Below are 18,592 nucleotides of genomic sequence, written 5' to 3'. Positions count from 1 at the left end.
GTTTAGCGATAGACGTCACATGACGCAAATTTACAAAGGGAAATGGCTGATCGGACTTGTTCGGCTTACAACTGTACGCTAGAGTGCACCACATCCAAATATGTGGAACGAGGATTATTGAATGAAACGTGCAGTGATTACTGGCCTGGGTATTGTTTCCAGCATTGGTAATAACCAGCAAGAAGTGCTGGCTTCTCTGCGTGAAGGCCGTTCCGGTATTACTTTCTCTGAAGAGATGAGAGATGCCGGTATGCGCAGCCACGTATGGGGCAACGTCAAACTGGATACCAACGGGCTCATCGATCGCAAAATCGTGCGTTTTATGAGTGATGCCTCTATTTATGCCTACCTTTCAATGGCCGAAGCGATCAAAGACTCAGGCCTGACTGACGAACAGTATCAGCAAAACCCACGTGTGGGTTTGATTGCCGGTTCTGGCGGCGGTTCTCCGCGTTATCAGGTATTTGGTGCTGACGCCATGCGTAGCCCACGCGGCCTGAAAGCGGTCGGTCCTTATGTGGTGACCAAGGCGATGGGTTCAGGCGTTTCTGCTTGCCTGGCAACCCCGTTCAAAATTCACGGCGTGAACTACTCCATCAGTTCAGCCTGTGCTACTTCTGCACACTGCATCGGTAACGCGGTTGAGCAGATTCAGCTGGGTAAACAGGACATTGTATTTGCTGGCGGCGGTGAAGAGCTTAGCTGGGAAATGGCCTGTGAGTTCGATGCGATGGGCGCACTGTCGACCAAATACAACGAAACGCCAGAAAAAGCCTCACGTACTTACGATGCCAACCGTGACGGCTTCGTTATCGCTGGCGGCGGCGGTATGGTGGTGGTTGAAGAGCTGGAGCACGCTCTGGCACGTGGTGCACACATTTATGCTGAGATCGTGGGCTACGGCGCAACCTCAGATGGCGCAGACATGGTAGCTCCTTCAGGCGAAGGCGCAGTGCGCTGCATGAAGATGGCGATGCAAGGTCTGGATACCCCAATCGATTACCTCAATACCCACGGCACTTCTACGCCGGTTGGTGATGTGAAAGAGCTGGGTGCGATTCGCGAAGTGTTCGGCGATAACTGCCCATCACTGTCTGCCACTAAAGCCATGACCGGTCATTCACTGGGTGCGGCGGGCGTGCAGGAAGCAATCTACACCTTGCTGATGCTGGAGCACGGTTTCATCGCGCCAAGCATCAACGTGGAAGAGCTGGATGAAGCGGGCAAAGGTCTGAACATCGTGACCAAACCAACTGATAAAGCGCTGACCACCGTGATGTCGAACAGCTTTGGCTTCGGCGGGACTAACGCCACTCTGACCATGCGTAAGTATCATGCGTAAGTTGCCAGCATAATCCCGTAGGATCGCCATTCATGGCGACCTGATTATGCTAGCAATATCACAAGGGCCGGTTATCCGGCCCTTGTTGTTTTGACATTCCACCTTCAGCTTGCCTACACTCCCACTCCATCCGAAACAAAATTATCACTTTTAGCTTAGTGTGAACCAAATATCCCGTTTCTGTTTTGGCAGCAAGCGCGTGTCTGGTTATTACAAGGAGTTCGACCCACCATGACCACGACTGCTGACGCGCAGACGCAATCCGTTATGCCGCTGGCCTGCACCTCCTTTGCGGTATTCCTCACCTATCTGACCGCTGGCCTCGCGCTGCCGGTCATCCCGCTGTATGTCCATCATGAACTCGGTATGAGTAACCTGATGGTTGGCGTGGCGGTGGGGATTCAGTTCTTCGCCACGCTGTTGACGCGCAGCTTTGCCGGGCGTCGAGCGGATCAACACGGTGCGAAACTCACCACTCAGCACGGCATGCTGGCCATCGCGCTGGTGGGCGTGGCGTATCTGGCGGCCGCGTTGTTACCGGTTTCTCCGTGGATGAAGTTTGGTTTGTTGGCAGTGGGGCGCTTGCTGTTAGGATTCGGCGAAAGCCTGCTGCTGACCGGCAATCTGACCTGGGGCATGGGATTGGTGGGCAGCAAACGTTCCGGATTAGTGATGTCATGGAACGGCATGGCGATTTATGGATCGCTGGCGGCTGGCGCACCGCTCGGCTTGCTGATCAATCAGCACGGCGGCTTTGCTGCTCTCGGTGCGGTTGCGCTGCTGTTGCCGCTGCTGTCGCTGGCGATAAATGGCTGGATCCGCAAAGTGCCGGTGGTGGGCGGCGAGCGGCCATCGCTGCTTAGCGTAGTGAAAACCATCTTTCAGCCGGGACTGGCGCTGGCGCTGCAGGGCACCGGTTTTGCGGTGATCGGCACCTTTACGTCACTCTATTTTGCTGCGGAAAACTGGGGCAACGCCGGTTTTGCGCTGACCGCCTTCGGCTGTGCGTTTGTGCTGGTGCGCGTATTCTTTGGCGGCTTGCCGGATCGTCACGGCGGCGTAAAAGTAGCGATGATCTCTTTGCTGGTGGAAACCGCCGGTCTGCTGCTACTGGCGTTCGCCAATTCTGGCTGGATGGCGCTGATTGGCGCGGCTTTGACCGGCTGCGGCTGCTCGCTGATCTTCCCGGCGCTGGGCGTTGAAGTGATTAAACGCGTATCGCCACAGATTCGCGGCACCGCGCTTGGCGGTTTCTCTGCATTTCAGGATATCGCGTACGGTGCCAGTGGCCCGTTGACCGGCTTACTGGCGACGGCACTGGGTTACGGCTCGGTCTATGTTGCGGGTGCCTGTTGTGCGGCGCTGGGCATTCTGGTTACCTAGAGCTTTGCGCGGGCTGCGACAACAGCGTAACCAGCTTATCGCAGGCGCTGACAATCTCCCCGGGTGTCAGCGCCGCAAAGCCCAGTAGCCAGCCCGCTTGCTGCACTTCACCGGCATAAAGCGGCGACAGGCGCGGCAACAACAATCCGCTCTCTTTCGCCTCGGCGGTTAAGTGCGCTTCATCCCCTTGCAACAGCCGCACCGCTAACTGTAAGCCGCCCGCCGCCGGCAGCGGCTCAAGCCAGGGGGTTAAGCGCGTTTCGATCTGCTGCAGCAAGCAGTCACGTCGGCTGCGATAGAGTTGGCGCATCAGGCGCAAATGGCTGGCGAAATGGCCTTGTTGCAGAAACTCTGCGCAAATCGCCTGCGGCAGCAACGCGCTGTGACCATCCATCACGCTGCGTGCGCGGCCCAACGGTTCCACCAGTTGTGGCGGCACCACCATCCACGCCAGCCGCAGCGACGGGAACAGCGTTTTGGAGAAAGTGCCGAGGCAAATCACCCGACCATCCGCGGCTAATCCTTGTAGCGCCGGAGCCGGGCGATCCTCGTAGTGAAATTCGCTGTCGTAATCGTCCTCAATCAACCAGCTATCCTGCTTTCGCGCCCACGCCAGCCACTGCAAGCGCCGCGCCAGACTCATTGCTGTGCCGGTGGGATAATGATGCGCCGGCGTCAGATAGACCAGTTTCGCGCTGCCGCTGAGCGGCACTGCGCCTTCTGCATCCAGCGGCATGGCGCGACAGCGCGCACCGGCGGCAAGAAACGCGTTGCGCGCGCCGGGGTAACCCGGCTCTTCCAGCCACACTTCGTCACCCGCATCAAGGAACATCAACGCCAGCAACTGCAGCGCCTGCTGTGAGCTGGTGAGGATCACCACTTGCTCCGCGGTGCAGTGCACGCCGCGTGACAGCGCCAGATAATCCGCCACCGCCTGCCGCAGTGATGGCAATCCAAGCGGATCGCCGTAACCCATCACTTTGCTGCCCAGCGAGCGCTGCACCTGATTGCTGATGCGACGCCACTGCGTATGTGGGAAGGCGCGTAACTCGGGTGAACCGGCGGCAAAGGCGTGTGGAAAGGGCGGATCCTGACAGCCGCCCGTTGCCAAAACCTGCAGGCCACGCTGAGAAAAGTGTGGTGAGCGTTCGGTGCGGGTTTTGCTGGTGGGCGAAGCCATGCGAATCGAAACAAACGTCCCGCGTCCGCCGTGACGCTGCAGATAACCTTCACTTTCAAGCTGCGCATACGCCGCCTCCACCGTAACACGCGACAGCGATAGGTCCGTGGCTAACTGGCGGCTGGACGGCAGTTTCTGCTCATGCCGTAGATGCCCATTGGCGATGGCCTGGCGCAAAGTATTGCACAGTCGCTCACGTAAACCGCCCTGAGTTTGATGGCTAAACAGCGCGAGAAAAGATGTGGTCACGGTGGTCTTATCACTATGGTGGAAGTGGTATCAATATGCAGACCACTTTGCCGTAAACTGCGGGGAAATCACAACAGGAGAATGCGATGTCAGCGGTCTTAAAAATTGCCCCAGTCAGCGCCAGCGAGAGCGTGGCGTATCTGCAACATAAACTGGCGTACTACACCGATGCGTGGGATTTAGCAGAGGATTTGGCGCAGGGCATCACGGCGATCGTGGTGATTGATGCGCGCTCTGATGAGGTTTATCAGGCTGGACACATTTGCGGTGCACTTTCGTTTCCGCATCGCACCGTGAATGCGGAATCTACGGCGCATCTCGATCGCAGCAAAGTTTACATCACCTATTGCGACGGCATCGGCTGTAACGGCTCAACCAAAGCCGCGCTCAAGCTGGCGTCGCTGGGTTTTCAGGTTAAAGAGTTAATCGGCGGGCTGGATTTCTGGAAACGCGATGACCATCCGATGGCGTGGGGCGTGGCAGCGGGTGAGTGGCCGCACGCCACGCCCGCTGCCAACTGTGGCTGCTAGATAAACAGCCACAGCAGGAAGATAAACAGGAAGATGCCGACAATCAGCGTTAACGCCGGGCGCTGCGCCAGCGGCTGCGGCAGCATCTGGATAAACGGCGACCAGATGGGCTGCGGCCGAATTTCGCTATCGGCCAGCGGCTGTTCGTGCAGTTTCTCGGCGCGGCGGCTAAACAGCAGATTCAGCAGATCCTGCGTCTGCGCTGGCGTCAGCACGGTGGTCGGCAGCGCCTGGAAACGTTGCTGGCTGTAATCTTCCAGCAGTCGCTGCTCATCATGGGTTAACGGCTGGCGCAGTGAGGTTTCCAGCATCTGCAAGGTTGGCGCACTGTGCTGAGCCAGCGTCTGGCGCACCTGCAAATATTGCGTCAGCAGCGGGAAGTGGCGTGAGGGAATCGGATCGCCACTTTTCAGATTCACCAGCTTCAGCGTATCGGCCAGCAGTTTCACTGGCGATTCACCGGTTTTCGCTGCAAGGCGCGTCACCTGCTGATTTAGCGACTGCTGTTCTGCCGGCAACAAGCTGCGATCGGAGACGCGCGTTTGCTGCGGCTGTGGAATCGCCATCTGGCCGTTTTGCAGCATGGTAAGCACCTGACGCAGCTGATCCTGCGACAACGCGCTCAACACCGTTTGGTTAAACTGCTGACGAATAAAATCGCTCACCGCCTGGCGATTGTTGCCCTGCGGCAATTTTTCCAGCAGCTGTTGCAGCAGCTGGCGCGTAGCAAGACTGTTTTGCACCTGGGTTAAGCGACCGTTGAGATGCTGCTCCGCCGCCGGAAAGTGGCGCGATTGCAGCTCCGCCTCACTCTTTACCCCGACTTCATGCCGCACGCCAGCCCAGAGTTCCGGCGCTTTCAGCGTACTTAAAGACATAATGCGAACAATCAAACGTTCCAGCGTGGTGCGCTGGGCAGGAGAGAGCGGCTGCTCACCGGCTGGACCGCCAGGTCGCGTTGGGCCAGTGGCCTGAGATAAAGGGGAACGATCGCCCGCGGGCACACCGGGACCGCTGAGAGGTTGCATGGCGGAATCCTTGAAAACGGGTCAGATCCGGGTGCGCCGGAAAAAAGAGGCCACATCATAGCAAAAGCCCCCAGGAAATCCACGGGGGCTGCGGCCTTTCCGGATAATAAAATCAGGCGGCGGGATCGGGAAGGGTCGCGCTGCGCGGCTTACGCAGCGGGGTTTTCAGCCGTTGCGCCAGAATAACACCGACTAACGTCATGCCGCCGCCAATCCAGTGATAGCCATGCAGCTGCTCATGCAGGAACATCACGGCAATAATGGCCGTAAACGCCGGCACGAAGTTCATGAATATGCTGGTGGTGCTGGCGCCCAAACGCTGCACGCCAAGGATCCACAGGAACGGCGCGATGATCGACGCAAACAGCCCGGCATACAGCACCAGCGGCAGATTGTGCATGTTGAGCGTGACATCCGGCGCGCGCAGGAAGCCAGGCAGCAACAGCAGCACGCCAAAGAAAATCTGCACATACAGGCTTTGCCAGGTCGGCAGCGGAATCGCCCAACGTTTGGTCAGCACGCCGTACAAGGCGTACGAGGTCGATGCTGCCAGCATCATCAATTCGCCATTGCCGAGCCGTTGATTTAGCAACTGTGCCGGGTTGCCTTCGCTCACCAGCCATACCAAACCGGCGAACGACAACACGCCGCCAATCAGAATGCCGCGCGTCGGCGCGAGGCGCAGCACAACCAGACTGAGCAGGATGGTCAGCAGCGGAATGGTCGCGCCGAGAATTCCCATCATCACCGCAGAAACGCTGTGCGCCGCGTAATAGGCGAGACTTTGATACAGCACCATGCCGAGCAGACCCAGGAACAGTAATCGCCAGCCTTTGGCTTTAATGGTGTGACGATGGCGCCACACGCCCGGTAGGCAAAACGGTGTTAGTACTACCAGCGCCAGCAGCCAGCGATAGAAGGAGATCGCCGCAGGATCGATACTTCCCGCCGAGAGTTTGCTGACGATAGTGTTGATCGACCAGATCAATACCGCGATCAGCGGAAACAGTAAATTCATGATACAGCTCCTCAGATAATCGCGAATAGTTTACGTTTGACCGGTTTAAAGTAGATAGTTAAAATCGGACAATATTTGTTAGTGACCGGACAGAATGAATCTACAAGTCGAATACCAGCCGCCGATTGATGCGCCTTTGCTGCGCTTCTTCATGCGTTATGACGAGGTCAACGCCAAAACCGAATACCTCACCCATGTGCATGATTGGGGTCAGGTGATTTTCGTCACCAGCCACGTGCTGGAGATGGAAGTGGAGGGCGAACGTCTGCTGACGCCCGCAGATATCCCGATCTGGATTCCGGCCGGCCATCGTCACAGCAGCTACAACCACAACGAAGCGCGTTTTCGCACCTTTAATCTTGCCGCCGATCTCTGCGCGGGCCTGCCGGATAAAGCCTGTTTATTGCATGTCGATGCCATTGGGCACGCCATCATGAATGATTTTGCCCGCCGTGAACTGGAGCAGCCGCAAACGCAAGCCGACTGGCGCATGTGTGAAGTGTTGATCGATCGCCTGCGTCTGGCGCCGGTGCATAACAGCTATTTGCCGATGTCGGATGACAAATTCCTCGCGCCGATTCTGCGCGCGCTCGAAGCGCATCCCGGCGATAACACCACGCTGGCACAATGGGCGAAGCGCGTGTTCACCACCGAGCGTACGCTAGCGCGACGCTGTCAGCAGCAGTTGAATATGTCATTCAGCGAGTGGCGGCAGCGTTTACGCTTTCTGCGTGCTATCGCGCTGCTGGAGCAGGGTTGCAGCGTGCAGGGCATTGCTCACGAGCTGGGTTACAGCTCGGCGTCGGCGCTCATTGTGATGTTCCAGCAGCAGGCCGGTACCACGCCCGATCGCTATCGCAGTCGGTTAGGTTAATCCCCGGCTTTATGGCAAAATACGCGCCTTAAATTTTTGCAGACAGGACCGCCGCAGTGAAAATTCTCGTCGATGAAAATATGCCTTATGCCCGTGAACTCTTCAGCCGCACCGGCGATGTGCTCGCGGTGCCGGGACGTCCGTTGCCGGAAGCTGAGCTGCAGGACGCCAGCGGATTGATGGTGCGTTCCGTCACCAAAGTGAATGCGGCACTGCTGGCCGGTACGCCGGTGAAGTTTGTCGGCACCGCGACCGCCGGCACCGATCATATTGATGAAGCATCACTGGCGGCGGCAGGCATCAGCTTCTCTGCGGCGCCTGGCTGTAATGCCATTGCGGTGGTGGAGTATGTGTTCTCCTCGCTGCTGCTGCTGGCGGAGCGCGATGGTTTTGCACTGCGCGATCGCACCGTGGGCATTGTTGGCGTGGGGAATGTTGGCGGCCGCCTGCAGAAGCGTCTGCAAGCCTGGGGCGTGAAAACGCTGCTGTGCGATCCACCGCGCGCCGATCGTGGCGATCAGGAAACCTTCCATTCGCTGGATGATCTGGTGGCGCAGGCCGACATCCTGACCTTCCACACGCCGCTGTTTAAAGATGGCCCGTATAAAAGCTGGCATTTGGCCGATGCGGCGCTGCTGATGGCGCTCAAACCCAACACTATTCTGATCAACGCCTGCCGCGGTGCGGTGGTAGATAACGCGGCGCTGCTGGCAGTGCTGAAGATGCGCCACGATCTTAGCGTGGTATTGGATGTGTGGGAGCCGGAGCCGGATCTGTCGCTCGATCTGCTGGATAAAGTGGATATCGCCACCGCCCATATCGCTGGCTACACGCTGGAAGGTAAAGCGCGCGGCACCACGCAAGTGTTTGAAGCCTGGTGCGACTTTATCGGCCAGCCGCAGCAGGTGGCGCTGGAAAGCCTGCTGCCGGCACCTGAATTCGGTTCTGTCACCCTGCGCGGCAAGCTCGATCAGCCAACGCTAAAACGCTTAGTACATCTGGTGTATGATGTGCGCCGCGACGATGCGCCACTGCGTAAAGTGGCGGCAAAGCCAGGCGAGTTTGATCGCCTGCGCAAGCAATATCAAGAGCGTCGTGAGTGGTCATCGCTGCAGGTGCATTGCGATGATGCGGAGACGGCGGCGATGCTCAATCAGCTTGGCTTCCGCGCCAGTTTGTAAAGAAATTTCAATCACCTGCACTATTGCGGGGGATAATTCCTAAATCTCGGGCGATGTTTTCATCGCCTTCTGTTTTTGTGTCAATCTCTGGAGTAACCAACATGTCTGACGGCTGGAATATCGCGCTTTTGGGCGCAACAGGCGCAGTAGGGAACGCTGTACTGGAACTGCTGGCTGAACGCCAGTTCCCGGTTGGTGAGTTGTATTTGCTGGCGAGTGAAAACGGTGCCGGTGAGAACAAACGTTTTGAGGGACGTACCGTGCTGGTGCAGGACGTGGCCGAATTTGACTGGACGCAAGTGCAGCTGGCGTTCTTCACTGCGGGTCGTGAAGCCTCGGCGCGCTATGCCGAAGAAGCCGCCAGCCAGGGTTGTCTGGTGATCGATAGCAGCGATCTGTTTGCGCTCGAACCGGATGTGCCGCTGGTGGTGCCGGATGTGAATCCACAGGTGCTGGCGGATTACCGCAATCGCAACATCATTACCGTTGCCGACAGCCTGGTAAGCCAGCTGCTGTGCTCAATCAAACCGCTGGTGGATCTGGCCGGTCTGAGCCGTTTGCAGGTTACCAACCTGATTGCGGCCTCAAGCCATGGTAAAGCGGCGGTTGATGGTTTGGCCGGTGAAAGTGCGCGTTTGCTGAACGGCGTGCCGGCGGAAACGCACTATTTTGGCCGCCAGCTGGCGTTCAACATTTTGCCGCTGCTGGCGGACAGCAATGGCAGCGTCGAGAGCGAACGTCGCGTGGTTGAGCAGGTACGTAAAGTGCTGCAGGACGAAGGTTTGCCGATCGCGGTAAGCAGCGTGCAGGCGCCGGTGTTCTACGGCAATGCGCAGATCGTACACGTGGAGAATCTGCGTCCGCTCTCTGCAGAAGAAGCGCGCGATGAACTGGGCCGCTCCGGTGATATCAACCTGACTGAAGAGAGCGATTACCCCACGCAGGTGGGCGATGCGTCCGGCAGCGACGTGCTGAGCATTGGCTGCGTGCGCAATGATTACGGCATCCCAGAGCTGCTGCAGTTCTGGTCTGTGGCAGACAACATCCGTTTCGGCGGTGCACTGATGGCGGTGAAAACCGCTGAGAAACTGGTGCAGGAGTATTTCTATTAATGTTGCCTGAAGGGAAAACGCTTAAGCTGGCGTTGGGTATTGAATACGATGGCAGCCGTTATTACGGCTGGCAGCGGCAAAATGAAGTGCGCAGCGTGCAGGAAAAGCTGGAAAAGGCGTTGTCGAAAGTGGCCGATCATCCGGTGGTGGTGTTCTGCGCGGGCCGTACCGATGCTGGTGTGCATGGCACCGGACAAGTTGTGCATTTCGAAACCACCTCACCGCGTGCTGACGCAGCCTGGACGTTGGGCGTGAATGCCAATCTGCCCGATGACATCGCGGTGCGCTGGGTGAAAGCGGTGCCGGACGAGTTTCATGCGCGTTTTAGCGCCACGGCACGCCGCTATCGCTACGTGATTTACAACCATCGGCTGCGTCCGGCGATTCTGGGCAATGGCATTACCCATTATTACCATCCGCTGGATGCAGAGAAGATGCAGCGCGCTGGTCAGGCGCTGATTGGCGAGAATGACTTCACTTCGTTCCGCGCGGTGCAGTGTCAGTCACGCACGCCGTGGCGCAACGTGATGCATCTCAACGTCACGCGTCATGGGCCGTATGTGGTGGTGGATATCAAAGCCAATGCATTTGTACATCACATGGTGCGTAATATTGTCGGCAGCCTGATGGAAATCGGCACCGGCAACCAGCCGGAAGAGTGGATGGCGACGCTGCTCGCGGCCAAAGATCGTAAGCTGGCAGCGGCGACCGCCAAAGCCGAGGGGCTTTATTTGGTAGCGGTGGATTATCCATCCCACTTTGCATTACCTCAGCCTGCGTTGGGACCGTTGTTCCTCGCAGATTAACCGTTAATTGTTGGGTGTTAGGGGAGTTGTGGTTATATGGATTTCATCCACTTTTTAGTCGATTTTATTCTGCATATTGATGTGCATTTGGCCGAGCTGGTGGCGCAGTACGGCATCTGGATTTACGCCATTCTGTTCCTGATTCTGTTCTGTGAAACCGGTTTGGTGGTCACGCCGTTCCTGCCAGGTGATTCCCTGCTGTTTGTTGCCGGTGCGCTGGCGGCCTTGCCGGGGAACGATCTCAACGTACACCTGATGGTAACGCTGTTGGTGATCGCCGCCATCCTCGGTGATGCGGTGAACTACACGATTGGGCGTCTGTTCGGTGAGAAGCTGTTCAGCAACCCGAACTCGAAAATTTTCCGTCGCAGTTACCTGGATAAAACCCACGCGTTCTACGATCGCCACGGCGGCAAGACCATTATACTTGCGCGCTTTGTACCAATCGTGCGAACCTTTGCCCCCTTTGTGGCGGGGATGGGACACATGTCTTATCGCCACTTCGCGCTCTACAATGTGACGGGCGCACTGCTGTGGGTGCTGCTGTTCTCTTACGCCGGTTATCTGTTTGGCGACCTGCCGGTTGTGCAGGAGAACCTGAAGCTGCTGATCGTCGGCATCATCGTGGTTTCTATACTGCCAGGCGTAATTGAAGTGTGGCGTCATCGCCGCCAGCAGAAGTCGCAGTAAGCTCGTTACCAGATTTTTATCCACAGCGTGAACGGGTTGTGGTTTAATGAGCGACATTTACGGCCTGCTGAAGGTGATTTCAGCAGCAATGAGAAGACTGGACCAGGTCAGCATTAAATAGAAAGGTCATCAATGAGCTGGATTGAACGCATACTGAATAAAAGCACTGCCACGCCAACGCGCAAAGCCAGCATCCCGGAAGGGGTGTGGACCAAGTGCGATAGTTGTGGGCAGGTGCTGTACCGCGCCGAGCTGGAGCGTAACCTCGAGGTCTGCCCGAAGTGCGACCATCACATGCGCATGCACGCCCGTGAGCGTCTGCATAGCATGCTGGATGAAGGTTCGCTGGTTGAGCTGGGCAGCGAGCTGGAACCGAAAGATCTACTGAAGTTCCGCGACTCGAAGAAGTATAAAGACCGTTTGGTCGCCGCACAGAAAGACACCGGTGAGAAAGATGCGCTGGTGGCGATGAAAGGCACGCTGCACGGCATGCCAATTGTTGCTGTGGCCTTTGAGTTCTCCTTTATGGGCGGCTCAATGGGTTCAGTGGTTGGCGCGCGCTTTGTGCGTGGCGTTGAGCAGGCGTTGGAAGACAACTGCCCACTGATCTGCTTCTCCGCGTCAGGCGGTGCACGTATGCAGGAAGCGCTGCAGTCGCTGATGCAGATGGCGAAAACCAGTGCGGCACTGGCGAAAATGCAGGAGCGCGGCTTGCCGTACATCTCCGTGCTGACTGACCCAACCATGGGCGGCGTTTCAGCCAGCTTCGCGATGTTGGGCGATCTCAACGTGGCGGAACCGAAAGCGCTGATTGGCTTTGCCGGTCCACGTGTTATCGAGCAGACCGTGCGTGAAAAACTGCCGCCGGGTTTCCAGCGCAGTGAGTTCCTGATCGAGAAAGGCGCGATCGACATGATCATCCGTCGTCCGGAAATGCGCTTTAAGCTGGCAAGCCTGCTGGCGAAAATGATGAACCTGCCAGCGCCGCAGCTGGATGGTGATCAGCCAAATGTGGCTGAGCCGGAGAGCAACGAAGCCTGACAGGCAACGGAAAGGCGCAGCGATGCGCCTTTTTACCAATGCACCGTAAATCAGTAAACGGGACACATGGATAATCTTCTCCTTCCTCAAGCCACGTCGCCTTTGGCCACGTGGCTTCATTATCTTGAGCATCTGCATTCGCAGGCCATTGAACTGGGTCTGGATCGTATTCAACGCGTCGCCGCACGCCTCGACCTGCTCAAACCCGCTCCTTTTGTCTTCACCGTCGCCGGCACCAACGGCAAAGGCACCACCTGCCGCACGCTGGAAACGCTATTGATGGCCGCGGGCTATCGCGTGGGCGTTTACAGCTCGCCACATCTGGTGCGTTACACCGAACGTGTACGGGTGCAGGGCGCTGAACTGGATGAAGCGCAGCACAGCGCCAGTTTTGCCGCGATTGAAGCCGGGCGCGGTGACACTTCACTGACCTATTTTGAGTTCGGCACCTTGTCGGCCTTCAATCTGTTCCGCGCGGCGAATCTCGACGTGGTGATCCTTGAAGTCGGCCTGGGCGGACGTCTTGATGCCACCAATATTGTCGATGCCGACGTGGCAGTGATCACCAGCATCGCGCTCGATCACACCGATTGGCTGGGTCCTGATCGTGAAAGTATCGGTCGGGAAAAAGCCGGCGTGTTCCGCGCAGGTAAACCAGCAATTGTCGGTGAAGCCGATATGCCGGGCACCATCGCCGACGTCGCAGCGGAGAAGGGTGCGGTGTTGCTGCAGCGCAATCGCGACTGGCAGTGGCAGCAAACGGGTACCAGCTGGACGTTGCAGGATGCGCACGGCGAGCTGCGCGATTTACCGCTGCCGCAGGTGCCGTTACCCAATGCCGCCACCGCGCTGACCGCACTGCGTGCGTCGGGTTTAACGGTAAGCGAAGCGATTATTCGTCAGCATCTGCCGCTGGCGATTTTGCCGGGACGCTTCCAGACCGTCAGCGAAGCGCCGCGCGTCATTCTTGATGTGGCGCACAATCCGCATGCCGCTTATTATCTGGCTTCGCGTCTGGCTGAAGAGCCGCACAGCGGTGAAGTGCATGCGGTGGTCGGCATGCTGCACGACAAAGATATCGCGGGCACGCTGGCGGCGCTGGCACCACAGGTTGATCGCTGGTACTGCGCGCCGCTCGACGGTCCGCGCGGTGCCTCCGCCGATGAGCTGCTGACTCATCTGGATGGCGGTGTGGCTTACAGCAACGTTGATGCAGCCTGGCAAGCGGCGCGTCAGCAGGCGCGTCCCGAAGATGTGATTCTGGTGTGTGGCTCTTTCCACACCGTAGCGCAGGTTATGGAATCGATGGCAGCGGAGAACGGCAGTGGCAAGTAAGTTCCAAAATCGCTTAGTCGGTACGGTCATTCTGGTGGCGATTGGTGTCATCGTCTTGCCCGGCCTACTGGACGGTAAGAAGAAACATTATAAAGAAGAGTTCGCCGCCATTCCGCTGGTGCCAAAACCGGACGATCAGCAGGATAGCGAAATGGTGCCGCCGGTGACGCAACCCTTGCCGGCGCAGCCGCCGGAAGGGGCGGGCGCGGCCCAGAATCAGAACGGTGGTAAAACCGCCACTAACGGCAGCGCGCAGCCCACGCAGAATAGCGAGCCCAGCGTGGTCACGCCGCCGCCGGTGCATCAGCAAGTGCAGCCGAAACCGGTGGAACAGTCGAAGCCAAAAGCGGTCGAGCAGCCGAAACCGAAGCCGGTTGAACAGCCGAAGCCAAAACCGGTGGAGCAAGCTAAGCCGAAGCCCGTCGAGCAGCCGAAACCGGTAGAGCAGTCGAAACCGGTGGAAACGCCGAAGCAGAGTGAACCCGCAGCGCCAGCTGGTCAGGCATTCGTGGTGCAGCTCGGTGCGCTGAAGAATGCGGCGAAAGTGAGCGAGATTGTGGCGCAGCTGCGTCTTTCCGGTTATCGCGCCTTTACCGTGCCGTCTACGCCGGTGCAGGGACAAATCACCCGCATTTACGTCGGTCCGGATGCCAATAAAGCGAAGCTGCAAGGCTCGCTGAGTGAGTTGCAAAGCATCTCCGGCCTCGGTGGCGTGGTGAAACCGTATAGCGCGCGATAACGCGCTGATAAGCCGCGCCAATAGCAGAAAAAGGCGCGGCTTTACAAAATTTTTGTAGCGAAGCGCGACAGGAAAATCATTGAATATCAGTGGATTAAATCACTGATAATACACAGGGCGAGGAAAGTTTTTTTCATCGCCCTTTTTGCGGAAACAGAACCGGAAAACCCTACGCAAACGTTTTCTTTTTCTGTTAGAATGCGCCCCGAACTGGATGCAGGGGTGCGATAGCACTGGGCTGGAAGAGTTCATGATCTGGATTGATTACGTCATTATTGCGGTAGTTGGTTTTTCGGCTCTGGTCAGCCTGATTCGCGGGTTTGTCCGGGAAGCCTTATCTCTCGTTACCTGGGGATGCGCGTTTTTTGTCGCCAGTCATTATTACGCCTACCTTGCAGTCTGGTTTACAGGTTTTGACGACGAACTGGTTCGCAACGGCATCGCTATCGCGGTGTTGTTTGTTGCCACCCTGATTGTGGGTGCCATCGTGAACTATGTGATCGGCTCGCTGGTTGAAAAAACCGGCTTGTCGGGAACCGACAGGGTGTTGGGTGTCTGTTTCGGGGCGTTGCGCGGTGTGCTGATCGTGTCTGCTATGCTGTTCTTTGTCGATACATTCACCGGCTTTTCTAAAAGCCCGGACTGGCAACAGTCGCAACTCATTCCCCAGTTCAGTTACATCATCAGGTGGTTTTTCGATTACCTGAAAAGCACGTCGAGTTTTTTACCCCGGTGACACCATCGGGAGTGCGGCTAATGAGGAAATGACAATATGTGCGGTATTGTTGGTATCACCGGTTTCATGCCAGTAAACCAGTCAATCTATGACGCGTTAACGGTGCTTCAGCACCGCGGGCAGGATGCCGCCGGCATTTGTACCATCGATGCTATTAACTGCTTCCGTTTGCGTAAAGCCAACGGCCTGGTCAGCGATGTGTTCGAAGCGCGCCATATGCAGCGTCTGCAGGGCAACATCGGGATTGGTCATGTGCGCTACCCAACGGCAGGCAGCTCCAGCGCCTCTGAAGCGCAACCTTTCTACGTGAACTCTCCTTACGGCATCACGTTGGCGCATAACGGCAACCTGACCAACGCCCACGAACTGCGTAAACAGCTGTTCGAAACGGGTCGCCGTCACGTTAATACCACCTCAGATTCCGAAATCCTGCTGAACATCTTCGCGCAGGAGCTGGACCGTTTTCAGCACTATCCGCTGGAAGCTGACAACATTTTTGCTGCGGTGGCGGCTGTGCATCAGCAGGTGCGCGGCGCTTACGCAGTGGTTTCAATGATTATCGGACACGGAATGGTCGCCTTCCGCGATCCCAACGGTATTCGTCCGCTGGTGCTGGGCAAGCGCGTTATCGCCGATGGCCGCACCGAATACATGGTGGCGTCAGAGAGCGTCGCGCTGGATACGCTGGGCTTCGAGTTCATTCGTGACGTAGCGCCTGGCGAAGCCGTATACATCACCGAGCAGGGCCAGCTCTCTACGCGTCAATGCGCTGAGAACCCGAAAACCAATCCGTGCCTGTTTGAATACGTCTACTTTGCGCGCCCGGACTCGTTCCTCGACAAAATCTCGGTGTACAGCGCACGCGTGCGTATGGGCACCAAGTTGGGTAACAAAATTGCCCGCGAGTGGGAAGATCTGGATATCGATGTGGTGATTCCGATTCCGGAAACCTCAACCGATATCGCGCTGGAAATCGCACGTATCCTCGACAAGCCATATCGTCAGGGCTTCGTGAAGAACCGCTACGTTGGCCGTACCTTTATCATGCCCGGCCAGCAGCAGCGCCGCAGCGCCGTTCGCCGCAAGCTGAACGCCAACCGTGCTGAGTTCCGTGATAAGAATGTGTTGCTGGTGGATGACTCCATCGTACGCGGCACCACATCCGAGCAGATCATTGAGATGGCACGTGAAGCGGGCGCGAAAAAAGTCTATCTCGCCTCGGCGGCACCGGAAATCCGTTTCCCGAACGTCTATGGCATTGATATGCCGAGCGCTACCGAACTGATTGCGCATGGCCGTGAAGTGAATGAGATCTGCCAGCTGATTAAAGCGGATGCGCTGATTTTCCAGGACCTGAACGACCTGATTGAAGCGGTGCGTGAAGAGAACCCGGATATCGCCAACTTTGAGTGCTCGGTATTCAACGGCATCTACGTCACCAAAGATGTCGATCAACAGTACCTTGAGTATCTGCAGTCGCTGCGTAATGACGATTCCAAAGCCATCGCGCGTCAGACAGAAGTGGAAGGTCTGGAGCTGCACAACGAAGGCTAAGCCAGAGGTTATGGCAGAGTAAAAGCAGGGCGGGCGCAATCCCGCCCTGTTTGTTTTTGTATTTTTGTTCAGTGAGCCGCTATCATTGCCGCAATCTGAACCTGCAAGGCTGAATTATGAAACGACTGATCATTGGTATTTCCGGCGCCAGCGGCGCGATCTACGGCGTGCGCATGTTGCAAGTGCTGCAACCGCTGGCGGAGGTGGAAACCCATTTGGTGATCAGCCCCGCCGCGCGGCAAACGCTGGCGCTGGAGACCGATTTCAGCCTGCGCGAGGTGCAGGCGATGGCCGATGTGGTGCATGATGTGCGCGACATCGCCGCCAGCATCTCATCCGGATCCTACAAAACTCTCGGCATGGCGATCGCGCCGTGCTCGATGAAAACCCTGTCGGGGATTGTGCACAGCTACAGCGATAGCCTGCTAACCCGCGCGGCGGATGTGGTGCTAAAAGAGCAGCGTAAGCTGGTGCTGTGCGTACGCGAAACGCCGCTGCATTTGGGACATCTGCGCATGATGACCACCGCCGCAGAGCTGGGTGCGCTGATCATGCCGCCGGTGCCAGCGTTCTATCATCGTCCGCAATCGATCGGCGATTTAGTCGATCAAACGGTGAATCGTGTGCTCGATCAGTTCGATATTGAGCTGCCAGAAGATCTTTTCACTCGCTGGAGTGGCGCATAATGGTGCATTAATGCACTGCACGTGTGCAAATTCGCGTGTGCGATCACTCTTCGTGCATCTTGTGCACCAAAAGTTAACAATGTCGCTTTTTCTTCCTCACACCGCTGTTATATTTCCCTCACAAACTAAGTGCTTGCGCCGCTAACCGGCGCAGTATTTAGCGCGCTTGCGCAGCGTTTAGCCAATTCGCACACCTGGCATGAAACGTGCAAATCTTACAGCGCAAACCAACACATCACGCACCACATAACAATAAGCACTTCACTTGAGGGTTACCTATGAAAAAGCGAGTTCTGGCTCTTTCTCTGATGCTGACAATGGTAAGTAGCGCGAGCGTCTTCGCCGCTGTGCCGCAGTCGCTGCGCATTGGAACTGACCCGACTTATCCGCCATTCGAATCCAAAAACGCGCAAGGTCAGCTGGTGGGCTTTGATATCGATCTGGCGAACGAAATTTGTAAACGTATCAAGACAAAATGTACTTATGTGGAAAGTGATTTCGATGCGCTGATCCCGTCGCTGAAAGCGAAGAAGATCGACGCCATCATCTCTTCTCTGTCAATTACCGAAAAGCGTCAGGAAGAGATCAACTTCTCTGAAAAACTGTACGCGGCGAACGCGCGCTTAGTGGCACCGAAAGGTTCTACGCTGCAACCGACCATTGAATCCCTGAAAGGGAAAAACATCGGTCTGCTGCAGGGCACCACCCAGGAAACCTATGCAAAAGAGTACTGGCAGCCAAAAGGTGTCACCGTTACGCCTTACGCTAACCAGGATCTGGTGTATCAGGATCTGAATGCCGGTCGTATTGATGCTGCGTTCCAGGACGAAGTGCAGGCGAGCGAAGGTTTCCTGAAGCAGCCTGTTGGCGCTAAATATGCGTTTGCCGGCCCGGCAGTGAAAGACGACAAGATCTTTGGCGTCGGTACCGGTATGGGCTTGCGTAAAGATGACGCCGATCTGAAGGCCGCGATCGATAAAGCTTTTGTTGATATGCGTAAAGACGGCACTTACGACAAGATTGCTAAGAAGTACTTTGATTTCAACGTGTACGGCGATTAATTATCCTGTTTCCTAATCCTGGTCTGTGAAAGGCAGGAAGGTTGCAC

The 18,592-nt window shown here is 56.9% G+C and carries 18 protein-coding genes; 15 read left to right on the top strand and 3 right to left on the bottom strand.

Going from position 1 to position 18,592, the window contains the following annotated elements; all coding sequences use genetic code 11:
* Positions 1-121 precede the first annotated feature (121 nt).
* Positions 122-1,342 carry a beta-ketoacyl-ACP synthase I gene (gene fabB / locus MWH02_RS13975; protein ID WP_101763628.1) on the top strand — a complete coding sequence of 407 codons (1,221 nt, stop codon included), beginning with the start codon at positions 122-124 and terminating at the stop codon, positions 1,340-1,342.
* A gap of 231 nt (positions 1,343-1,573) precedes the next feature.
* The gene (locus tag MWH02_RS13970; protein WP_271460859.1) at positions 1,574-2,725 is read left to right on the top strand and encodes an MFS transporter; all 1,152 of its coding nucleotides are present in this window, start codon (positions 1,574-1,576) and stop codon (positions 2,723-2,725) included.
* On the opposite strand, the gene pdxR is transcribed toward MWH02_RS13970, so the two are convergent.
* A complete protein-coding gene (gene pdxR, locus MWH02_RS13965) occupies positions 2,718-4,154 on the bottom strand; it encodes a MocR-like pyridoxine biosynthesis transcription factor PdxR (RefSeq protein ID WP_271460858.1) in 1,437 nt (478 codons plus the stop codon). The two genes, MWH02_RS13970 and pdxR, sit on opposite strands and share 8 nt — an antisense overlap.
* An 86-nt stretch (positions 4,155-4,240) precedes the next feature.
* On the opposite strand from pdxR, the gene MWH02_RS13960 reads away from it, so the two are divergent.
* Positions 4,241-4,684 (top strand): rhodanese-like domain-containing protein, encoded by a 444-nt coding sequence (locus MWH02_RS13960; RefSeq protein ID WP_271460857.1) that lies wholly within the window; start codon positions 4,241-4,243, stop codon positions 4,682-4,684.
* Here MWH02_RS13960 and flk read toward each other — a convergent pair.
* Both flk and MWH02_RS13950 read right to left on the bottom strand, forming a co-directional pair.
* The gene (flk, locus tag MWH02_RS13955; RefSeq protein ID WP_101763630.1) at positions 4,681-5,712 is read right to left on the bottom strand and encodes a flagella biosynthesis regulator Flk; all 1,032 of its coding nucleotides are present in this window, start codon (positions 5,710-5,712) and stop codon (positions 4,681-4,683) included. The genes MWH02_RS13960 and flk overlap by 4 nt on opposite strands.
* Before the next feature lie 112 nt (positions 5,713-5,824).
* On the bottom strand, positions 5,825-6,730 hold the full coding sequence (locus MWH02_RS13950) for a DMT family transporter (protein WP_271460856.1): 906 nt from the start codon (positions 6,728-6,730) through the stop codon (positions 5,825-5,827).
* A gap of 94 nt (positions 6,731-6,824) precedes the next feature.
* Between MWH02_RS13950 and MWH02_RS13945 the strand changes: the two genes are divergently transcribed.
* From MWH02_RS13945 to argT, 12 genes are all read left to right on the top strand, one after another.
* Entirely contained in the window at positions 6,825-7,604 is a 780-nt protein-coding gene (locus MWH02_RS13945; protein ID WP_192233259.1) for an AraC family transcriptional regulator, read from the top strand.
* A gap of 56 nt (positions 7,605-7,660) precedes the next feature.
* A complete protein-coding gene (gene pdxB, locus MWH02_RS13940; RefSeq protein WP_110866556.1) occupies positions 7,661-8,785 on the top strand; it encodes a 4-phosphoerythronate dehydrogenase PdxB in 1,125 nt (374 codons plus the stop codon).
* A 101-nt stretch (positions 8,786-8,886) separates the two neighbouring features.
* A complete protein-coding gene (locus tag MWH02_RS13935) occupies positions 8,887-9,897 on the top strand; it encodes an aspartate-semialdehyde dehydrogenase (RefSeq protein ID WP_101763634.1) in 1,011 nt (336 codons plus the stop codon).
* Positions 9,897-10,703, top strand: coding sequence for a tRNA pseudouridine(38-40) synthase TruA (gene truA, locus MWH02_RS13930; protein ID WP_101763635.1), 807 nt, complete (start codon positions 9,897-9,899; stop codon positions 10,701-10,703). Before MWH02_RS13935 ends, truA begins: the two co-directional genes overlap by 1 nt.
* A 36-nt stretch (positions 10,704-10,739) precedes the next feature.
* Entirely contained in the window at positions 10,740-11,393 is a 654-nt protein-coding gene (locus tag MWH02_RS13925; protein ID WP_101763636.1) for a DedA family protein, read from the top strand.
* A gap of 132 nt (positions 11,394-11,525) precedes the next feature.
* Positions 11,526-12,434, top strand: coding sequence for an acetyl-CoA carboxylase, carboxyltransferase subunit beta (gene accD, locus MWH02_RS13920; RefSeq protein ID WP_008105205.1), 909 nt, complete (start codon positions 11,526-11,528; stop codon positions 12,432-12,434).
* Between the two features lie 66 nt (positions 12,435-12,500).
* On the top strand, positions 12,501-13,769 hold the full coding sequence (gene folC / locus MWH02_RS13915; protein WP_271460855.1) for a bifunctional tetrahydrofolate synthase/dihydrofolate synthase: 1,269 nt from the start codon (positions 12,501-12,503) through the stop codon (positions 13,767-13,769).
* A complete protein-coding gene (dedD, locus tag MWH02_RS13910; protein ID WP_110866560.1) occupies positions 13,759-14,508 on the top strand; it encodes a cell division protein DedD in 750 nt (249 codons plus the stop codon). The genes folC and dedD overlap by 11 nt, the downstream gene beginning before the upstream one ends.
* A gap of 250 nt (positions 14,509-14,758) precedes the next feature.
* A complete protein-coding gene (gene cvpA, locus MWH02_RS13905) occupies positions 14,759-15,244 on the top strand; it encodes a colicin V production protein (protein WP_271460854.1) in 486 nt (161 codons plus the stop codon).
* A 36-nt stretch (positions 15,245-15,280) separates the two neighbouring features.
* Entirely contained in the window at positions 15,281-16,798 is a 1,518-nt protein-coding gene (purF, locus tag MWH02_RS13900; RefSeq protein ID WP_101763639.1) for an amidophosphoribosyltransferase, read from the top strand.
* Between the two features lie 116 nt (positions 16,799-16,914).
* Positions 16,915-17,484, top strand: a complete 570-nt coding sequence (locus MWH02_RS13895) for a UbiX family flavin prenyltransferase (protein WP_061717852.1) — start codon at positions 16,915-16,917, stop codon at positions 17,482-17,484.
* Between the two features lie 278 nt (positions 17,485-17,762).
* Positions 17,763-18,545, top strand: coding sequence for a lysine/arginine/ornithine ABC transporter substrate-binding protein ArgT (gene argT, locus MWH02_RS13890; protein ID WP_271460853.1), 783 nt, complete (start codon positions 17,763-17,765; stop codon positions 18,543-18,545).
* Positions 18,546-18,592 lie beyond the last annotated feature (47 nt).

The organism is Pantoea leporis (assembly GCF_028048155.1).
Classification (GTDB): Bacteria; Pseudomonadota; Gammaproteobacteria; order Enterobacterales; family Enterobacteriaceae; genus Pantoea; species Pantoea leporis.
This window is presented reverse-complemented; position numbering and strand designations above follow the sequence as displayed.